Origin of the sequence: Leclercia sp. LSNIH8, assembly GCF_002920195.1 — a bacterium.
In the GTDB taxonomy this organism is placed as follows: domain Bacteria; phylum Pseudomonadota; class Gammaproteobacteria; order Enterobacterales; family Enterobacteriaceae; genus Enterobacter.
This window is the reverse complement of record NZ_PQJY01000001.1, coordinates 328707-346596: the sequence shown is the minus strand read 5'-3', so window position 1 is coordinate 346596 and position 17890 is coordinate 328707. Positions and strand designations below refer to the sequence as shown.

Below are 17890 nucleotides of genomic sequence, written 5' to 3'. Positions count from 1 at the left end.
ATACAAATGTTGCTGCCACTATAACACGATGCTAGTATTTGGCAATCAAGACGCTTAGACGTCTAAATCATAATGATATTCCTGGCCGAAGAGGTAATAAAGGAAGATGACAGACAACCTGCAACTCACAGCCCTGGTGGATGCCTGCCACTGGATCGGCGCAAAAGGCTGGGCACCCGCCACCGGCGGCAACATGTCCGTGCGGCAGGATGACACCTGGTGCTGGCTCAGCGAATCCGGTAAAGACAAAGGCAGCCTGACGCCCGCTGATTTCCTGCAGGTTGAGATTACCACCAACCGCGCCCCCTCCGGGCGTAAGCCTTCCGCAGAAACTGGCCTGCATACTCTGATTTATCGCCTCTTCCCGGAGGCCAACGCGGTGCTGCATGTGCATACGGTTAACGCCACGGTGCTCTCCCGGCTGGTTAAAACGCCGGAGCTACGCCTCAGCGGCTTTGAGATGCAGAAATCACTCCGCGGCCAGACCAGCCACCTCGATACGGTGCCCATCGCCGTGTTTGATAACGACCAGGATATCGACGCCCTGGCCTCGCGAATCGCCCATTACGCCCAGGAATGTCCGCTGAATTATGGTTTTCTTCTGCGCGGTCATGGCTTAACCTGCTGGGGACGCGACGTGGCCGAAGCCCGGCGTCACCTTGAAGGCCTCGAATTCCTGTTCGAGTGCGAGATGCGTTTACGACAACTGGAGAGAGTATGATTCGCGCGATTGTGACGGATATTGAAGGCACCACCAGCGATATTCGTTTTGTCCACAATGTCCTGTTCCCTTATGCGCGCGAGCGGCTGGCGGCCTTTGTCAACGCCCAGCAGTATGCCGAACCGGTCAACACCATTCTGGACAATCTGCGCGAAGAGATTGCCCGGCCGCAGGCCAGCACCCGGGATCTGATTGACACCCTGTTCGCCTTTATGGACGAAGACCGCAAATCGACAGCGCTAAAAGCGTTGCAGGGGATCATCTGGCGGGAGGGTTACGTCAACGGCGACTTCACCGGCCATCTCTATCCGGACGTTCTGCCCTCCCTCGAAAAATGGAAAGCGCAGGGCATTGATCTCTATGTTTATTCCTCCGGCTCCGTGGCGGCGCAGAAACTGTTATTTGGCTACAGCGACGAAGGTGATATTACTCATCTGTTCAGCGGCTATTTTGATACCCACATCGGTGCCAAGCGCGAGGTAGCGTCTTATCAGAATATTGCGGCCCAGATTGGCGCAACCCCCTCGCAGATCCTCTTCCTGTCGGATATTCATCAGGAGCTGGACGCCGCGGAACAGGCCGGTTTTCGCACCCTGCAACTGATTCGCGGCGATGAGGACGGGGCCAGCCACCACCATCAGGTGCATCAATTTGACGACATCAATCCGGAGCAGATCCCTTCATGAGCGCATTGACCATTTATTCAGATAAAGAAGCCAGCCAGCCGCAGTGGCACAGTACCGATGCTGAGGCGATCCAGCAGCAGCTGAACGCCCGCGGCGTTCGCTTTGAGCGCTGGGAAGCCGACCGCGATCTGGGTCGCGATCCGTCACCGGAGACGGTCATTAATGCCTACCAGCACGCCATCGATAAGCTGGTGGCGGAAAAGGGCTATCAGAGCTGGGATGTCATCAGCCTGCGCGCGGATAACCCGCAAAAAGAGGCCCTGCGGGCGAAGTTTCTCAATGAACACACCCACGGTGAAGATGAAGTGCGTTTCTTTGTCGAAGGTGCCGGGCTGTTCTGCCTGCACATTGACGACCAGGTCTGTCAGGTTTTATGCGAGAAGAACGACCTGATCTCCGTTCCCGCTGGTACGCCGCACTGGTTTGATATGGGCTCTGAGCCGAACTTTACCGCAATCCGGATTTTCGATAACCCGGAAGGCTGGGTGGCGCAGTTTACGGGCGACGCGATAGCAGATAGCTATCCGAGATTGCCGTAGTTCCATGCCCTGCCCGTCGGCGCTGCGCTTGCACGGGCCTACACACGGTTTGTAGGCCGGGTAAGCGTTAGCGCCACCCGGCATTATTCAGACCGCACTCCCCCAAAAGCCCCCTTCGCCACCTCGTCAGGCGTCACCACCCCGCTATCCAGCACCCAACCGCTAATTAACGCCGCAGGCGTGACGTCGAACGCCGGGTTATAGACCTGCGCCTCTTCCGGCGCCCACTGCACCGCACCGAAGCTCCCCGCCACGCCGGTCACTTCCCGGGCATCGCGCTGTTCAATGGGGATCGCCTCACCGTTCGGGCAGTTCGGATCGAGCGTGGTTTGCGGGGCGGCCACATAGAAGGGAATACCGTGGAATTTCGCCAGCACCGCCAGGGAGTAGGTGCCGATTTTATTCGCCACATCGCCATTAGCGGCAATGCGATCCGCCCCCACCCACACCGCGTCCACCAGGCCTTTAGCCATCAGGCTGGCCGCCATTGAATCGGTGATAAGACTATACGGCACGTCCAGTTCACCCAGCTCCCAGGCCGTCAGCCTGCCGCCCTGCAACAGCGGACGGGTCTCATCCACCCAGACGTTGCTGACCTTGCCCTGCTGATGGGCAAGGGCAATCACCCCCAGCGCCGTGCCTACGCCCGCCGTCGCCAGGCCACCGGTATTGCAATGGGTGAGCAGGCGGCTGCCGGGCTTCACCAGCGCGCTGCCCGCATGGGCAATCGCGTCGCAGAGCTGCTTATCTTCGTCGATCAGGCGCAGCGCCTCTGCCCCCAGCGCCGGGACAAAATCCTCCTGCCACAGCGCCTGTTTCATGCGGTCGAGATTGTTCATCAGGTTGACCGCCGTCGGACGCGAGGCGCGCAGGGTCTCCAGCGCCACCGCCAGTTCATCCCGGCTGTGGCCGTTTTCCGCCAGCAGCGCCAACAGCAGGCTGGCAGACAGGCCAATCAGCGGCGCGCCGCGCACGCGCAGGGCGTGAATGTGCCCCACCAGCGCCTCTACCGTTGTCGCATCCAGCCAGCGTTTCTCCTGCGGAAGCGCCTGTTGGTCGAGAATAAATAGCTGATTTTCCGTCACCCGCAGGCTGGTCGTCTGTAATCTCTGCATGTCGTTAATTCTCTGTTGCGTTGTTGTAGCACATTGTGTCAGGATAAAATTCAGATGTATAGACGTCTAAATGTCTTTATTACCGGAACAGATGAGGAACAGGCAATGTCGCAATACCATACCTTTACCGCTCAGGACGCCGTAGCGTATGCCCAACAGTTTGGCGGCCTCGACGATCCCGCCTCGCTGGTGGAGGCGCAGGAGGTAGGCGACGGTAACCTCAATCTGGTGTTTAAAATTTTCGATAACCAGGGCGTCAGCCGCATCATCGTTAAGCAGGCCCTGCCCTACGTGCGCTGCGTGGGGGAATCCTGGCCGCTGACACTGGATCGCGCCCGTCTCGAAGCACAAACCCTGGTGGAGCACTATCAGCACAGCCCGCAGCACACGGTCAAAATCCACCACTTCGACCCGGATCTGGCGGTGATGGTGATGGAAGACCTCTCCAGCCATAAGATCTGGCGCGGGGAGCTGATTAACAATGTGTTTTACCCCCAGGCGGCACGTCAGCTGGGGGAATACCTGGCTCATGCCCTGTTCCACACCAGCGATTTTTACCTGCATCCGCATACCAAAAAAGCGCAGGTGGCAAAGTTCCTCAACCCGGAAATGTGCGAGATCACCGAAGATCTCTTCTTCAACGATCCGTATCAGATCCACGAGCGTAATAACTACCCGGCGGCGCTGGAAAGTGATGTCGCCGCCCTGCGCGAAGACGCCCAGCTGAAAATTGCCGTCGCCGCCCTGAAACACCGCTTCTTCTCCCAGGCCGAAGCGCTGCTGCATGGCGACATTCACAGCGGCTCAATTTTTGTCGCCGAGGGCAGCCTGAAGGCCATTGACGCCGAGTTCGGTTATTTCGGCCCGATTGGATTTGATATCGGTACCGCCATCGGCAACCTGCTGCTGAACTTCTGCGGCCTGCCGGGCCACCTCGGCATCCGGGATGCAGCGGCCGGGCGTGAACAGCGCCTGATCGATATCCAGGAACTCTGGAATACCTTCGCGGAACGTTTCCAGGCGCTGGCAACGGAGAAGTCCCGCGATGCGGCGCTCAGCGTGCCGGGTTATGCCAGCGCGTTTCTGAAAAAGGTCTGGCACGACGCCATTGGCTTCTGCGGCACCGAGCTGATCCGCCGCAGCGTGGGCCTGTCACACGTGGCGGATATCGACACCATCCGTGATGAAGAGATGCGCCACGAATGCCTGCGCCACGCCATCACCCTTGGTAAAGCGTTAATCGTCATTGCCGACCGTATCGACAGCGTGGATGAGCTGGTGGCGCGGGTGCGTCAGTACAGTTAGGTGCGGTCTGTTTGCCCGGTGGCGGCTTCGCCTTACCGGGCCTACAAAACCTGTGCGCTATCCCAAATACTCAATCACCGACAACCCGCCGTTGTAATCGGTGCTGTAGATAATTCCCTGGGCATCGACAAACAGATCGCAGGACTGGATCACCTGCGGACGGTTGGGTCGCGTATCCATCATCTTCTCCGGTGCGGCAGGCACCAGCGCTCCGGTTTCCACCGGACGATAGGGATCGGAGATATCATAGGCGCGCACCCCGGCGTTCTGGTAGGTGGCAAAAATCAGCGTCGAGCTGACAAAGCTCCCGGGGCGGTTCTCATGCAGGTTATGCGGTCCGAAGTGCGCCCCTTTCGCCACATAATCCCGCTCGTTCGGCTGCGGGAAGGTTGCTATGCTGACTGGATTCGACGGCTCGCGAATATCAAACAGCCAGATCAGCTTCTCTCCATCCTCCTGATTGTCGAGCACCGCTTCATCCAGCACCACCAGCAGATCCCGGTCCGGCAGCGGCAGCGCGGTGTGGGTGCCGCCGCCAAACGGTGGGCTCCAGTTGCGATGGCTGATCAATTTCGGCTGGCTGCGATCCTTTACATCCAGCAAGGTCAGGCCGCCGTCGCGCCAGCTGCCGTAGGCAGTATCCCCGGCAATAATTGCATGATGCAGGGCGTAGCGTTTGCCTTCCGGCCAGTTTGGGGTCTCCCCTGCCGCCTGGTTCATCCCCGGTAGCCACCAGCGTCCCGCCACTTCGGGTTTACGGGGATCTGCCAGATCGATGGTCAGGAAAATGTAATCGGTAAAGCCGTCGATCAGCGCCGAGACGTAGGCCCAGCGTCCACCCACGTACCAGATGCGGTGAATGCCAATCCCGTTCAGCGACAGGAAACTGATTTCCCGTGGCTTATCCGGGGTCGAAATATCAAAGATGCGCAGCCCGGCGCTCCAGCCTTTGTCCTGCACGTCGCTGACCGTCTCCCCCACCTGGCGGGTGTAGTAGACCTTTTCGTCAGCAAAGCGGGCATCGGCAAACAGATCCCGGGCGTTGATCACCAGCAGCAGGTCGTCATGGGCCTGCAGATGCACGTTCCAGGTGCCCGGCGGCGCAGGCACATAGCCCGCCGCCTTCGGGTTCTTCGGATCGCGCACGTCGACGATGGAAAAGCCCTGGGACACCATATGCCCAATATAGGCGAAGCCGCGATTCACCATCAGCTGTACGCCGTCCGGGCGTCCGCCCTGGTCGCTGTGGCCGATTAAGCGCATATTGCGGCTGTATTCGGGAGTGGGTAATGCGGTCACGCAACCTCCTGTTGCCCGGTGGCGCTGCGCTTACCGGGCCTACAGTCCGTAGGCCGGGTAAGGCGCAGCCGCCACCCGGCAAAGTTTATTTTGCCTTCGCTTCTAACGTCGCGAACCACGGGGCGATAAAGTCGTCGGTCTGGCCCCAGCCTGGAATGATCTTGCCTAAAGAGGCCACGTTCACCGCACCCGGCTGCGCCGACAGCAGCGCCTGCGGAATAGCCGCAGCTTTAAAGTCATAGGTTGCAGGCGTCGCTTCCCCGGCAATTTTGTTGGCGATCAGACGCACATTCGTCGCGCCAATCAGCTTCGGATCGACCGCCACGCTCACCACCCATGGGCTGCCCGCTTCGCGCATCAGCTGCAGATCCTGGTTGGAGATATCGATGCTGTAGAGTTTGATCTCGGTGCGGCCATTCTCTTTCAGCGCTTTATAAGCGCCCTGGCTGAAGGCATCCCAGGTGCCCCAGATAGCGTCGATCTTGCCTTTCGGGTATTTCGCCAGCACCGCGCCCACCTTGTTGGCGGTGTCGCCCTGCACATCGGACGATACCGCCCCGATGGAATCCAGCTCTTTAATGCCCGGGTTCTCCTTCAGCAGCGCCTGGTAAGCGGTCTGACGGCGCTCCATCGGTGGGAAGCCCGCGACCCACAGCTTGATGATGTTAGCCTTGCCGTTAAAATCCTTCACCAGCTGGCCGAACGAGAGGTTGGTCAGGGAGGCGTCATCCTGCTGGGTCACCGTCACGCCCGGGATCTCCCCGTTCACCGCGGTATCGAACACCGCTACCTTGATTCCGGCATCGACAGCTTTTTTCACCAGCGCGGTAGAGTACGGATCGCGCCCCTGGGAAAGGATAATGCCGTCATATTTTTGGGTGATCGCCTGGTTAACGAAGTCCTGAAATTTGGCATCGTCGCCGTTGCTTAAAAAGGTGCTGACCTTAAAGCCGAGCTTTTTCCCTTCCTGAATCGCCCCGGCCACAAACTGGGTGGTGTTGTCGTCAGAGCCGAGGTTACGGATCACCGCGATGCGGATCTGCCCCTCGTGGTTAGCAATGGCCGCTGGCACCGGCGCAGGCGTCGCCGCATAGCCCGGCAGTGAACTCAGTAATCCCAGCGTCAGCAAAGAGAGTGCAACTTTTTTCATTCTGTTATCCCGTTGTGTTGTTAGCGTTTTTGTACGTACGTCATCGCCAGTGCCACTGCAAGCACCAGCCCTTTTATAATGTCCATGGCGTAATAAGGTACCGAGAGCATCACCAGCCCGTTAGAGAGCACCCCGAGGATCACCGCCCCTACCAGGGTACCCAGCGCGTTCGGTTTACCGGAGCCCGCCAGCGAAAAACCGATCCACGCCGCCGCCACCGCATCCATCAGATAGCCGCCGCCCGCATTCACCTGCGAGGAGCCAATGCGCGAGGCGAGCAGAATGCCGCCCAGTCCCGCCAGCAGCGAAGCGATCACATAGGCCGCCACCTTGTAGCGTGTGGTGCGGATCCCGGATAAGCGCGCCGCTTCCGGGTTACCGCCAATGGCGTACATCCGGCGACCGTGGGTGGTGAGCGACAGCCCCAGCTGCGCCAGCAGCGTCACCACCAGCATGATGATGACGATGGTCGGCACCTGCCCCAGCGCGCCAAAGGCTGCCGGGATGGTCCCCTCCGCCATGTCGCCGCTCGGCAGGACCATGTTTTCGGTAATCGACCCGCCGTAGCTGTAGGTCATCGCCACCCCCTGGATCACAAACAGGCTGGCAAGAGTGGCAAGCATGTCGGGAATGCGCAGAATGACGATCAAAAAGGCGTTAAACAGCCCCACCAGAGTACAGAGCGCGAGAGTGATCAGAATCGATTCGGTGGTGCCAAAGCCGTGCCAGACGAAGAGCGAGATCACCAGCGCATTCGCCAGCGACGCCGTCGACCCCACCGAGAGATCAAACCCGCCGATGGTCAGCGAGATGGAGACCCCGACGGCAATCACCGTCACAATGGCGATGGAGCGCAGAATGTTGATGATGTTATTGGGGTCGAGGAAGTTCTCCGACGCCAGGCCGAAAATGGCCACCAGCGCGACCACCGTCAGCAACATGCCCCATTTATAGAGAAAATCGAAAATGTGCTGACGGCCAGACGCTGCCGCATTGACTGAAAGGGCCTTGCTCACGACGCCGTTCCTCCGGTTGAATAATAAAGTAATGTCTCTTCGCGGGCGCTTGCCCCGTCCACTTCCGCCACGATGCGCCCGTCCCACAGCACGCAGATGCGGTCGCACAGCCCCACCAGCTCAGCGAACTCGCCCGAGGCGTAAATCACTCCTTTGCCTTCCCGCGCCAGGCCGTCAATAAGCTGGAACAGATCGGTTTTGGCCTTCACGTCCACCCCTTTAGTGGGCTCGTCGAAGATCAGCACCTGGGCGTTGCCGCGCAGCCACTTGCCAATCGCCACTTTTTGCTGATTGCCGCCGGAAAGGCGGCGCAGGACCTGCCCTGGCCCGCGGGTGCGCACACCCACCCGGGCGATCACCTCTTCCGCCCAGCGCCACGCCTGGCGATGACCAAACAGGCTCCAGCGCGAAAAGGTCTTATCCGCTGACACAGCCAGGTTCATGCTCACCGGCTCATCAATAAAAATGCCCTCTTTACGCCGCTCCTCCGGCACCAGCGCCAGCCCACGCAGCACCGAGTCTGCCGGGTCGCACGGCGTCCAGGGCTGATGGTTTAGCTCGCCCTTCGCCACCTGGCTTTTGGTCGCTCCAAAGAGCGCCTTGCAGAGTTCGGTTTTCCCGGCCCCCGCCAGCCCGGCGATGCCCAGGATCTCGCCCTTACGCAGATGCAGGGAGATATCTTTCAGCAATGCTTCGTCATGCAGCCCTTCCACCCGCAGCAGCGTTTCGGCGCTGTGCTTTGGTCGCGCAGGCGGGTAGAGATCGCTCAGTACATGGCCGAGCATCTTCTCGACAATCGCCTCTCCGCTGAGATCCGCCATCGGGCCGGACTCAATCAGCTTGCCATCGCGCAGCACCGTTAAGGTGTCGCAGATCGCCTTCAGCTCATGGATGCGGTGAGAGATAAACACCACCCCGATCCCCTGCTGTTGCAGGCGACGCACCACGGCGAACAGCCGCTCGCTCTCGTGGGCGTCCAGCGGCGCGGTAGGTTCGTCGAGAATAAGAAAGCGGCAGTGATGGGAGAGCGCACGCGCCAGCAAAATTTGCTGCTTCTCCGCCAGGGTGCAACTGTCGATGGAACGTCGCACGTCGAGGGAGACGTCGAGCTGCGCCAGCGCCTGCCGGGCCTGCTCGCGCATCGCGCTCCAGCGGAAGCGGTGTCCCGGCTGCGCCAGATGGTCAAGCATGATATTTTCTGCGATGCTGAGGCCGGGGATCAGCGCCACGTCCACCTCCTGCTGCACCAGGTGGATACCCAACTGTTTGGCATCCACCGGCTCACGAATGACGACGGGCTGATTGTTAATGCTGATTTCGCCCGCATAGTGGGCGTGCGTCCCGCACAGCACCGCCATCAGCGTGGACTTCCCGGCACCGTTCGCGCCCGTGAGCGCGTGCACCGATCCGCCCGTCAGGGTGAAATCCACCTGCGACAACGCCTGAAAGCCAGAAAAAGCCAGGCTGATGCCGCGCATCTCGAGGCGACTGGTTATCATCCGCTGCAATCCTGTATTAATCTTTTGATTTATAGAATTTTTCACAGCACTGGCTGGCTGGCAACGACGGAAAAAGCATAAGATAAAGCAAAATAGTATTAGCCATCCGGATGTCCAGACATAACATCAGGTTAGCGCTTCGCAAAAAGGAAACCCTCATGAGCAACACTGACATCCGCGTCGTTCCCGGCCCGGCAAACTACTACTCCCACCGCGGTGCTCTGGCTCGCCTGGACGATTTTTTTACCCCGGAGCAACTCTCCCGGGCGGTATGGATCTACGGTGAACGCGCCCTGGCCGGGGCCCGACCGTTCCTGCCGGAAAGTTTTGACGCGGCGGGGGCAAAACGGCTGTTGTTTAAAGGCCACTGTAGCGAGCGCGATGTGAATCAGCTTGCAAAAGCCTCCGGCGCGGATCGCAGCGTGGTGATTGGCGTCGGCGGCGGCGCTCTGCTGGATACCGCCAAAGCGGTGGCCCGCCGCCTGGGTCTGCCGCTGGTGGCTATTCCCACCATCGCGGCCACCTGTGCCGCCTGGACCCCGCTGTCGGTGTGGTACAACGACGCCGGGCAGGCGCTCCATTTTGAGATCTTTGACGATGCCAACTATCTGGTGCTCGTCGAGCCCGAGATCGTCCTCAATGCCCCGGCAGAGTATCTGCTGGCGGGGATCGGCGATACCCTGGCGAAGTGGTATGAAGCGGTGGTACTGGCCCCGCAGCCTGAACAGCTGCCGCTGACGGTGAGGCTCGGCATCAACGGGGCGCTGGCGATCCGCGACGTGCTGCTGGCGCACAGCGAGCAGGCGTTAGCCGACCAGACGCGGCGCGAGGTGACGCGTGAGTTTCATGACGTGGTGGACGCCATCATCGCCGGTGGCGGCATGGTCGGCGGGCTCGGGGAGCGCTACACCCGCGTGGCGGCAGCGCATGCGGTGCATAACGGCTTAACGGTGCTGCCGCAGACCGCGCCATTCCTCCACGGCACCAAAGTGGCGTACGGGATCCTGGTGCAGAGCGCCCTGCTCGGCCAGGATGATGTGCTGCGCGAGCTGGTCGCGGCGTACCAGCGCTTTAACCTGCCCACCACCTTGCGTGAGCTGGAAGTGGACATCCATAACCGCGAGGCGCTGGACCAGGTGATCGCCCATACCCTGCGCCCGGTGGAGTCGATCCACGCCCTGCCGATCGCCCTGACGCCAGAGGTTCTGCGCGCCGCGTTTGAAAAAGTAGAAAACCTCAGCCGCCCGGCGCATTGACGCCGGGAACTGGCCCTCTATACCTAATGATGATCATCACCACTCTCGTAACGAGGTCATCATGCAGATCGATTTAACAGGTAAAAAGGCGCTGGTTACCGGTGCCAGTCGTGGGATAGGCCGTGCCATCGCGCTGTCTCTGGCACGTGCTGGCGCCGATGTGGTTATCACTTATGAGAAATCCGCCGATAAAGCCCAGGCCGTCGCGGATGAGATCCGCGCGCTAGGACGGCACGCCGAGGCGATCCAGGCCGACAGCGCCAGCGCCCAGGCGATTCAGGATGCCGTCACCCAGGCGGCGCGAAGCCTCGGCGGGCTGGATATCCTGGTGAACAACGCCGGGATTGCGCGCGGTGGTCCGCTGGAGACGATGACCCTGGCGGACATTGATGCCCTTATCAACGTCAATATTCGCGGGGTGGTGATCGCCATTCAGGAGGCGCTGGTTCACATGTCCGACGGCGGGCGCATCATCAACATCGGCAGCTGTCTGGCGAACCGCGTCGCCCAGCCGGGCATCGCCATTTACTCCATGACCAAATCGGCACTTAACTCCCTGACCCGCGGACTGGCGCGCGACCTAGGACCACGCGGGATCACCGTCAACCTGGTCCACCCCGGCCCTACACACAGTGATATGAACCCGGAAGATGGCGAGCAGGCGCCCGCCCAGCGTCAGCTTATTGCCCTCGGGCACTACGGGCAGGCGGAGGATGTCGCCGCCGCGGTGACCTTTCTTGCCAGCCCGGCCGCCGGGCAGATCTCCGGCACCGGGCTGGATGTGGACGGCGGGCTGAACGCCTGACGCCTGCTCGCAGAACTGATGTATGCCTCTGTCGTCCGGCAGAGGCGTTTTCGACCCGCCTCGACAAACTGACTTTTGCCGCTTTTTCCGCTCTTCTCCTCGCCCTACAGTACCCCATAAGTAATTCGGAATTTATCTAATAGTCTTATTATTTCCTTATATTTTGTGTGGGCGTACAGTGGAGGTACGGATGAAGATTGTCTGGTCGCAGGCTGCAAAGAAAGCACTCACTAAAATCGACAGCCGGTATCGGCAGCGAATAGAAGCAAAGCTTGCGCAACTTAACGACCGCTCGGCTCCGCAACCCGATATCAAGAAAATATCGGGTTCTGAGAACCGTTTCCGTCTGCGAGTAGGTGATTATCGAATCTTCATAATCCTTCAGGATAATCACCATCAAGAATGTATTGTTTTAGACGTCAAACGCAGAACCACAACAACCTACCTGCACGAGGAGGATATGCCCTATGGCTGTTCAGATCATTAAGGACGATAAAGGGAATCCACAGTATGCCGTTATCCCTTATGACGAATACTTTTGGATGCACTTGCAGATGGCAGAAATCGACGATGAAACGGATGACGATCTGGAAGAGATTGAGATCGAGCACAATATATACGATGACGTCTTGTTGCCCGGCGAGGTGTGCAGCATCATGACCTGGCAAGATGTCAGCCTGCAGGCGGCCTGGCGCATCTACCGCGGTCTGTCCCAGCAGGAGGTGGCCGACAAGCTGGGCATCAGCCAGTCCGCCGTATCACAGCTTGAGGCCGTGGACTCCCGCCCGCAAAAACGCACCCGCGAAAAGCTGGCGGCCATTTATGGCTGTAAGCAGGAGCAGATCAGCCTCTACTTACCGAAAGAGGGTTAACAGCACTTCGCACCGCCTTTACCGCCGTAGCGGGCATCCTGGCGATCGCGGAAAAACGCTTCATAGGTCATCGGCGTCTGGTCAGGATGGTTGACGCGCATATGCTCGACGTAGTTGTCGTAATCCGGCACGCCGATCATCATTTTTGCGGCCTGCCCTAAATATTTACCGGCTTTTGACAGGGTATCGAACATCACGTTTCTCTCACAAAAAAGGTAGGCCGGGTAAGCGCTAGCGCCACCCGGCACACAGGTTAATGCGCCCCTTTCGCCTGGGTCACAATTTCTTCATAGTTGGCTGGCATCGGCTCATACGGCGTCTCTTTCGCCGTAGGTTTGTCCTGTTTCAGGGCAGCCAGCGCGGTCTTCAGAGAATAGAGCGCCAGCACCACAACCACAACCATAAAGAAGATGGTCAACCCGGCATCCAGACGGTTGTTAAAGACCAGCTGGGAGAGCTGCGACTCGGTGTACTGCGCCGGGATCTTGCCGCTGTCGATCATCGCCTGGAACTTGTTGGCGATGGCCAGGAAGCCCACTTTGGCATCGCTGCTGAAGGCTTTCTGCCAGCCTGCGGTCAGGGTACAGATCAGCAGCCAGGCGGTTGGCACCAGCGCGACCCAGGCGTAACGCTGGCGTTTCATCTTGAACAGCACCACCGCACAGAGCATCAGCGCCATACCGGCCAGCATCTGGTTAGCGATACCGAACAGCGGCCACAGGGTGTTAATGCCGCCCAGCGGATCGACCACCCCCTGATGCAGGAAGTAACCCCAGGCCAGGACGCAGAGCGCCGTCGCCAGCAGGTTGGCAGGCAGCGATTCGGTGCGTTTCAGGTTAGGTGAAATGACTCCCAGCAGATCCTGCAGCATAAAGCGCGCCGCACGTGTCCCGGCATCCACCGCCGTCAGGATAAAGAGCGCTTCGAAGAGGATGGCGAAGTGATACCAGAACGACACATCCATCAGACCGCCCAGCGCGCCGTGCAGAATGTAGGCCATGCCCACCGCCAGGGTCGGTGCACCGCCCGCGCGGGAGATAATCGACTGCTCGCCCACCTCGTTGGCGATCTGGGAGAGGGTATCCGGGGTAATGCTAAAGCCCCAGCCGCTGACCACCTGGGCCGCGGAGGCCACCACGTCGGCCGTACCGGCAGGCGCCAGCACCGCAATCGGACTGTTCATCGCAAAGTAGACGCCCGGATCGATAATGCAGGCGGAGACCAGCGCCATAATGGCAACGAAGGACTCCATCAGCATGCCGCCGTAGCCGATAAAGCAGGCCTGGTTTTCATTGGCCAGCATCTTCGGCGTGGTGCCGGAGGCGATCAGGGCATGGAAGCCAGAGACCGCGCCACAGGCGATGGTGATAAACAGGAACGGGAACATATTGCCGGACCAGACCGGACCGGTGCCATCAATAAACTTCGTTACCGCAGGCATGGTCAGGGTCGGGCGCATGATCAGAATGCCAATCGCCAGGCCGACAATGGTGCCGATTTTCAGGAAGGTGGAGAGGTAATCGCGCGGCGCCAGCAGCAGCCACACCGGCAGTACCGCCGCCACAAAGCCATAGCCCACCAGCATCCAGGTCAGCTGCACGCCGGTATAGTCAAAGTACGGTGCCCAGGTTGGGCTCTCTGCCACCCAGCCGCCGGAGATAATGGCGAAGACCAGGAAGACCAGGCCAATCACCGACACTTCGCCGATGCGCCCCGGGCGCAGATAGCGAATGTAGATCCCCATAAAGATTGCCAGCGGAATGGTAAAGGCGACGGTATATGTCCCCCACGGGCTGTGGGTCAGAGCTTTCACCACGATCATCGCCAGCACCGCGAGGATGATCACCATGATCATAAAGCAGGCCACCAGCGCAATCACCCCGGCGGTCGGCCCCATCTCCTCTTTCACCAGCTCGCCGAGGGAACGCCCGTCGCGGCGGGTAGAGACAAACAGGACCATAAAGTCCTGGACTGCGCCTGCCAGCACCACCCCGGCGAGGATCCAGATCATCCCCGGCAGGTAGCCCATCTGCGCGGCCAGCACCGGCCCCACCAGCGGCCCGGCCCCGGCAATAGCGGCAAAATGGTGACCGAACAGCACTTTTTTATCGGTTGGCACATAGTCCAGCCCGTCGTTATGGCGCACCGCAGGCGTCATGCGCGTCGGGTCAACCGAGAGGACGTTATGGGCAATAAACTTGCCGTAGAAGCGATAAGCAATCAGATAGATACAGGCCGCCGCGACGACTATCCACAGCGCATTGATCTGCTCCCCCCGGTTAAGGGCGATATAGCCTAGGGCAAAGGCACCCACAACGGAGAGCCCTGCCCATAAAAGGTATTTCCCTGAGTTGTTCATAGTCGTTGTCCGTTGTCGTGAAACAGTGAGATGTTACATTTTGTTTCTAGAACAACCCTTAAAATTTAACAACTTTAAAACGCAATAATGTGTGGTCAAACCAGAGATTTACACCACAGTGTTAAGCCGATCACGACCAGGCCCCCTGGGGGCTAACGAAAAATCCCCGCACAGAGGCGGGGAGCGAGAGAAAGCAAAGGCGCTTAATTACACCTTTTTATATTCACGGTGGGTAAGTACTTTATTTTCATTAAAGGTCAGCACCAGCGTCACGGATTCATCATAATTTACCGGAACGATAACATAGAGCGCACGTCCTTTGACTTTCGAGTGATATAACCACGTATTCTGGTGGTTGTAATCCTGCGGAATATCTGGTCGCCCCAGCAGAAGTAATACATCCTTTTTGGTCGTCTTACCCGGCACCAGTTTTTTATCCAGTTCGCTTTCCTGGAGTTTACTGACGCTTCCCTGTTGCGTCCGATCGATATTGCCAATACAACCGCTGAGCATCCCCATAAAAAATACCCCCGCCAGAATAAAGGCTGATGTTTTTATGGTGATCCTATTTACTGGTGTAACCTTCATATTGTTCGACCTTTTCGTCCAGGTAGATCTGATTTTCACTGTCATACTTCAGATGGGTCGCGTACAGGACGCAGTAGCCACTCTTATCCGAAACGGAAAGGCGGAACTCATAGGTTTCCCCTTTTTGCGGCACAAAGGTATAGCTTACAAAGCTGCAGCCATAGAGAAACCTGAACCCAACCCGGGTCGGCGTTCCGGCATACACCTTTGTGTCGTAATAGGTGTCTTTATAGCGATCCGGATCGTTGCTGGCTTTCGGGAAGCCCAGATCGTGGGTGGGTCGTAATACGACAAGGCTGGTAAAATCAACCGCACCATCTTTATTACCGTGCTGACTGATGGTAAACCCTGGCGGATTACCAATCATGCGGACATTTGCCGTATTTTGCTCGGAATCCGGCGGCGGCGTATAAGGTACTTTTCCCCAGTAGGTAGCGCATCCTGATAATAATAATGATGCAGCGAGCGCCCCTGGAATATATCCCATTTTTTTCATTGTCATTTCCTGTATATTCATGCCGCCGCGCAGCATAGCGAAAATTCGTAACGGCGACCATCCTGGCGCAATTAAAAAAAGGTTTTTTAGGATAAAGGTCCTATTAATGTCGTTAAGGTAAATACAAATGATTCAGGGCAAGAATAATCTCGCCCCGATATTAACCTAGCACCATCGTACTTAACCGGCAGGTACAGCAGCGCCGTCCCTGCTCGTCATAGACCACAATCTCCCAGCTCTGGCTGGTGCGCCCGAGGTGTAGCGGCTGACACACCCCGCGCACCTTGCCCTGCGCCACCGCCCGGTGATGGGTGGCGTTCAGCTCCGTGCCCACCACGCTCTGCCCGTCGCGGGTCATCAGAAAACCAGCCATCGAACCCAGGGTCTCCGCCAGCGCCGCCGAGGCGCCGCCGTGCAGTAAACCAAACGGCTGATGAGTCCGCGTATCTACCGGCATTTCGGCCTCCAGGGTGTCGTCTCCCAGCCGGGTGTAGACGATCCCCAGATGCGCCACCATCGTGTTCAGGCTGGTGGCGTTCAGCGCCTCCAGCGATAAATGACGTTTCCAGATCATCTAGGCCCCCAGCGTGGAGCCGCCGTCCACCACGATATCCTGCAACGTGATGTGGCTGGCGTGGTCGGAGGCGAGGAACAGCACGGTGCTGGCGATCTCCTCTGGACGGGCAATTTTCCCCAGCGGAATGCCGAGCTTAAACTGCTCGCCAAACCCGCGAATGCGCTGCTGCTCGGCATCGTCGCTTTTCCACAGGGTGCGCTGCATGTCGGTATCGGTGGAGCCCGGCGACACCAGGTTAGAGCGCACGCCGCTCCCCGCCAGCTCCAGGCCGACGGTGAGCGCCAGGCTTTTCAGCGCCGCTTTCGAGGCGCCGTAAGCGCTCATGCCGATGCGCGGCGTATGGGCCGCGTCGGAGGCCACGGTGACAATCGCCCCGCCCTGCTGACGACGGAACTGGCCCATCGCCTGCTGGAACAGGTTGAACGCCCCACCGACGTTGACCGCAAAGGTCTGCTGCCAGTCCGCCTGTGAGAGCTGGTCGGTGGCGCCCATGCGTAAAATACCGGCGGCATTCACCAGCACATCAAGCCGCTCGAGGCTCGCCAGCAGACGCCCGCAAACCGCGTTGACCTGCTGCGCATCCGCCACATCCAGCACTTCGGTGGTAAAGGGATATTCCGCCTGTGGGAATGCGACATCAAAGCCCGTCACCTCCGCGCCCGCTGCCGCAAACGCCCGGGCCGTGGCGTAACCGATGCCCTTTCCGGCCCCGGTCACCCAGACGGTTTTACCCGTGAAATCCAGCATCATTTCACCTCACGGGAGAGCAGTGCCCACCAGGCATCAAGGGTCGGGTTTTTCGCCAGCATCACGAAGTCGATATCGCCATGCACTTTGCGCCAGCGTGCCGCCAGGGCCATCATCCGCACCGAATCCAGACCGTAGTCGATCAGGTTTTCATCATCCATCGGCTCATCGGACTCATCCAGCAGAGGCAGGATGAGCTCGCGCAGCGCCGCTTTGCTGGCCGGCAGCGACGGCAGCAGCTCGTCGGTGGTCACCACGCGCCCGGAACGACCGGCCACATATTTGAGCGACATCAGGTGCTCGTCCCGGGTGAAGTCTGCCAGCGCATCGGCGACAAAGAACGGCTGAATGTCGCGCATAAAGGCGTCGGTGGCGGTGGTCATACAGCCGATATGGGCGTACACGCCGGTGATGATCAGCTGGTCGCGGCCGCTCTCTTTGAGCATCTGCTCCAGCGGCGAGCGGTGAAACGCGCTGTAGCGCCACTTCACCAGCACGGTGTCCGCTTCGTCCGGCGTCAGTTCAGCCACGATGCGCTGCTGCTCCGGCGAGCGGGTCAGGCCCGGCCCCCACATATCATTCAGCAGGGCGCGGTCCTCATCGCTCTGCTCTTTCGGCTGGGCGGTGTAGTAAACCGGGATCCCCTGCTGTTTGCAGTAGTCGCGCAGACGGGCGATGTTCGCCACCACCTGCGCCATCATCGGGCAGTTACCGCCCCAGAAGTTGAGGAAATACTCCTGCATATCGTGGATCAGCAGCGCGGCGCGCGCGGGCTCCATCGTCCAGCTCACTTTATTAGTCGGCAGATCTGCCGCGCCCGGCAGCGCGTAACCGGTTAATTTTGGAATTGCCATCGTCTT

At 59.3% G+C, this 17890-nt stretch carries 20 protein-coding genes; 8 read left to right on the top strand and 12 right to left on the bottom strand.

What is annotated here, in order from left to right; genetic code table 11:
* The first annotated feature begins 106 nt into the window (after positions 1-106).
* The 3 genes from C3406_RS01665 to C3406_RS01655 are packed head-to-tail and all read left to right on the top strand — an operon-like array spanning position 107 to position 1946.
* Positions 107-721 (top strand): methylthioribulose 1-phosphate dehydratase, encoded by a 615-nt coding sequence (locus C3406_RS01665; RefSeq protein ID WP_103824188.1) that lies wholly within the window; start codon positions 107-109, stop codon positions 719-721.
* Positions 718-1407, top strand: coding sequence for an acireductone synthase (mtnC, locus tag C3406_RS01660; RefSeq protein ID WP_103824187.1), 690 nt, complete (start codon positions 718-720; stop codon positions 1405-1407). Before C3406_RS01665 ends, mtnC begins: the two co-directional genes overlap by 4 nt.
* Positions 1404-1946, top strand: coding sequence for a 1,2-dihydroxy-3-keto-5-methylthiopentene dioxygenase (locus C3406_RS01655; protein WP_103824186.1), 543 nt, complete (start codon positions 1404-1406; stop codon positions 1944-1946). The genes mtnC and C3406_RS01655 overlap by 4 nt, the downstream gene beginning before the upstream one ends.
* A gap of 83 nt (positions 1947-2029) precedes the next feature.
* On the opposite strand, the gene mtnA is transcribed toward C3406_RS01655, so the two are convergent.
* The gene (gene mtnA / locus C3406_RS01650) at positions 2030-3061 is read right to left on the bottom strand and encodes an S-methyl-5-thioribose-1-phosphate isomerase (protein ID WP_103824185.1); all 1032 of its coding nucleotides are present in this window, start codon (positions 3059-3061) and stop codon (positions 2030-2032) included.
* 105 nt (positions 3062-3166) lie between these two features.
* Between mtnA and mtnK the strand changes: the two genes are divergently transcribed.
* Positions 3167-4366: an S-methyl-5-thioribose kinase gene (gene mtnK / locus C3406_RS01645; RefSeq protein WP_103824184.1), complete on the top strand. Its 1200-nt coding sequence runs from the start codon at positions 3167-3169 to the stop codon at positions 4364-4366.
* 57 nt (positions 4367-4423) lie between these two features.
* On the opposite strand, the gene C3406_RS01640 is transcribed toward mtnK, so the two are convergent.
* The 4 genes from C3406_RS01640 to C3406_RS01625 all read right to left on the bottom strand — a co-directional run bounded on the left by C3406_RS01640 (position 4424) and on the right by C3406_RS01625 (position 9330).
* A complete protein-coding gene (locus C3406_RS01640; protein ID WP_103824183.1) occupies positions 4424-5665 on the bottom strand; it encodes an LVIVD repeat-containing protein in 1242 nt (413 codons plus the stop codon).
* Positions 5666-5750: 85 nt separating this feature from the next.
* Positions 5751-6815 (bottom strand): sugar ABC transporter substrate-binding protein, encoded by a 1065-nt coding sequence (locus tag C3406_RS01635; RefSeq protein ID WP_103824182.1) that lies wholly within the window; start codon positions 6813-6815, stop codon positions 5751-5753.
* Between the two features lie 20 nt (positions 6816-6835).
* Positions 6836-7831 (bottom strand): ABC transporter permease, encoded by a 996-nt coding sequence (locus C3406_RS01630; RefSeq protein ID WP_103824181.1) that lies wholly within the window; start codon positions 7829-7831, stop codon positions 6836-6838.
* Positions 7828-9330: a sugar ABC transporter ATP-binding protein gene (locus tag C3406_RS01625; RefSeq protein ID WP_103824180.1), complete on the bottom strand. Its 1503-nt coding sequence runs from the start codon at positions 9328-9330 to the stop codon at positions 7828-7830. The genes C3406_RS01630 and C3406_RS01625 overlap by 4 nt, the downstream gene beginning before the upstream one ends.
* Before the next feature lie 158 nt (positions 9331-9488).
* On the opposite strand from C3406_RS01625, the gene C3406_RS01620 reads away from it, so the two are divergent.
* The 4 genes from C3406_RS01620 to C3406_RS01605 all read left to right on the top strand — a co-directional run bounded on the left by C3406_RS01620 (position 9489) and on the right by C3406_RS01605 (position 12263).
* Entirely contained in the window at positions 9489-10586 is a 1098-nt protein-coding gene (locus C3406_RS01620) for an oxidoreductase (protein ID WP_103824179.1), read from the top strand.
* Positions 10587-10647: 61 nt separating this feature from the next.
* Positions 10648-11391: an SDR family NAD(P)-dependent oxidoreductase gene (locus C3406_RS01615; protein ID WP_103824178.1), complete on the top strand. Its 744-nt coding sequence runs from the start codon at positions 10648-10650 to the stop codon at positions 11389-11391.
* Between the two features lie 190 nt (positions 11392-11581).
* Positions 11582-11878 (top strand): type II toxin-antitoxin system RelE family toxin, encoded by a 297-nt coding sequence (locus C3406_RS01610; RefSeq protein ID WP_103824177.1) that lies wholly within the window; start codon positions 11582-11584, stop codon positions 11876-11878.
* Positions 11859-12263, top strand: coding sequence for a helix-turn-helix domain-containing protein (locus C3406_RS01605; RefSeq protein WP_103824176.1), 405 nt, complete (start codon positions 11859-11861; stop codon positions 12261-12263). The genes C3406_RS01610 and C3406_RS01605 overlap by 20 nt, the downstream gene beginning before the upstream one ends.
* Here the strand turns inward: C3406_RS01605 and C3406_RS01600 are convergent.
* From C3406_RS01600 to C3406_RS01570, 7 genes are all read right to left on the bottom strand, one after another.
* Positions 12260-12457 carry a YbdD/YjiX family protein gene (locus C3406_RS01600; RefSeq protein ID WP_014169079.1) on the bottom strand — a complete coding sequence of 66 codons (198 nt, stop codon included), beginning with the start codon at positions 12455-12457 and terminating at the stop codon, positions 12260-12262. The two genes, C3406_RS01605 and C3406_RS01600, sit on opposite strands and share 4 nt — an antisense overlap.
* A gap of 59 nt (positions 12458-12516) precedes the next feature.
* Positions 12517-14622 (bottom strand): pyruvate/proton symporter CstA, encoded by a 2106-nt coding sequence (gene cstA / locus C3406_RS01595; RefSeq protein ID WP_103824175.1) that lies wholly within the window; start codon positions 14620-14622, stop codon positions 12517-12519.
* A 207-nt stretch (positions 14623-14829) separates the two neighbouring features.
* Positions 14830-15210 carry an outer membrane protein assembly factor BamE domain-containing protein gene (bamE, locus tag C3406_RS01590; protein ID WP_231604225.1) on the bottom strand — a complete coding sequence of 127 codons (381 nt, stop codon included), beginning with the start codon at positions 15208-15210 and terminating at the stop codon, positions 14830-14832.
* Positions 15188-15706, bottom strand: a complete 519-nt coding sequence (locus C3406_RS01585; protein ID WP_233210528.1) for a hypothetical protein — start codon at positions 15704-15706, stop codon at positions 15188-15190. The genes bamE and C3406_RS01585 overlap by 23 nt, the downstream gene beginning before the upstream one ends.
* A 160-nt stretch (positions 15707-15866) precedes the next feature.
* Positions 15867-16280 carry a proofreading thioesterase EntH gene (gene entH, locus C3406_RS01580; RefSeq protein WP_103824173.1) on the bottom strand — a complete coding sequence of 138 codons (414 nt, stop codon included), beginning with the start codon at positions 16278-16280 and terminating at the stop codon, positions 15867-15869.
* Complete coding sequence (entA, locus tag C3406_RS01575) at positions 16281-17033, bottom strand: 2,3-dihydro-2,3-dihydroxybenzoate dehydrogenase EntA (protein ID WP_199182740.1); 753 nt, start codon at positions 17031-17033, stop codon at positions 16281-16283.
* Entirely contained in the window at positions 17030-17884 is an 855-nt protein-coding gene (locus tag C3406_RS01570) for an isochorismatase (protein ID WP_103824172.1), read from the bottom strand. The genes entA and C3406_RS01570 overlap by 4 nt, the downstream gene beginning before the upstream one ends.
* Positions 17885-17890 lie beyond the last annotated feature (6 nt).

Bases quoted from the DNA above. Each gene is read 5' to 3' on its own strand.
- C3406_RS01665 (WP_103824188.1), top strand. From the start codon at position 107: ATGACAGACAACCTGCAACTCACAGCCCTGGTGGATGCCTGCCACTGG.
- mtnC (WP_103824187.1), top strand. From the start codon at position 718: ATGATTCGCGCGATTGTGACGGATATTGAAGGCACCACCAGCGATATT.
- C3406_RS01655 (WP_103824186.1), top strand. From the start codon at position 1,404: ATGAGCGCATTGACCATTTATTCAGATAAAGAAGCCAGCCAGCCGCAG.
- mtnA (WP_103824185.1), bottom strand. From the start codon at position 3,061: ATGCAGAGATTACAGACGACCAGCCTGCGGGTGACGGAAAATCAGCTA.
- mtnK (WP_103824184.1), top strand. From the start codon at position 3,167: ATGTCGCAATACCATACCTTTACCGCTCAGGACGCCGTAGCGTATGCC.
- C3406_RS01635 (WP_103824182.1), bottom strand. From the start codon at position 6,815: ATGAAAAAAGTTGCACTCTCTTTGCTGACGCTGGGATTACTGAGTTCA.
- C3406_RS01625 (WP_103824180.1), bottom strand. From the start codon at position 9,330: ATGATAACCAGTCGCCTCGAGATGCGCGGCATCAGCCTGGCTTTTTCT.
- C3406_RS01620 (WP_103824179.1), top strand. From the start codon at position 9,489: ATGAGCAACACTGACATCCGCGTCGTTCCCGGCCCGGCAAACTACTAC.
- C3406_RS01615 (WP_103824178.1), top strand. From the start codon at position 10,648: ATGCAGATCGATTTAACAGGTAAAAAGGCGCTGGTTACCGGTGCCAGT.
- C3406_RS01610 (WP_103824177.1), top strand. From the start codon at position 11,582: ATGAAGATTGTCTGGTCGCAGGCTGCAAAGAAAGCACTCACTAAAATC.
- C3406_RS01605 (WP_103824176.1), top strand. From the start codon at position 11,859: ATGGCTGTTCAGATCATTAAGGACGATAAAGGGAATCCACAGTATGCC.
- C3406_RS01600 (WP_014169079.1), bottom strand. From the start codon at position 12,457: ATGTTCGATACCCTGTCAAAAGCCGGTAAATATTTAGGGCAGGCCGCA.
- cstA (WP_103824175.1), bottom strand. From the start codon at position 14,622: ATGAACAACTCAGGGAAATACCTTTTATGGGCAGGGCTCTCCGTTGTG.
- bamE (WP_231604225.1), bottom strand. From the start codon at position 15,210: ATGAAGGTTACACCAGTAAATAGGATCACCATAAAAACATCAGCCTTT.
- C3406_RS01585 (WP_233210528.1), bottom strand. From the start codon at position 15,706: ATGAAAAAAATGGGATATATTCCAGGGGCGCTCGCTGCATCATTATTA.
- entH (WP_103824173.1), bottom strand. From the start codon at position 16,280: ATGATCTGGAAACGTCATTTATCGCTGGAGGCGCTGAACGCCACCAGC.
- entA (WP_199182740.1), bottom strand. From the start codon at position 17,033: ATGATGCTGGATTTCACGGGTAAAACCGTCTGGGTGACCGGGGCCGGA.
- C3406_RS01570 (WP_103824172.1), bottom strand. From the start codon at position 17,884: ATGGCAATTCCAAAATTAACCGGTTACGCGCTGCCGGGCGCGGCAGAT.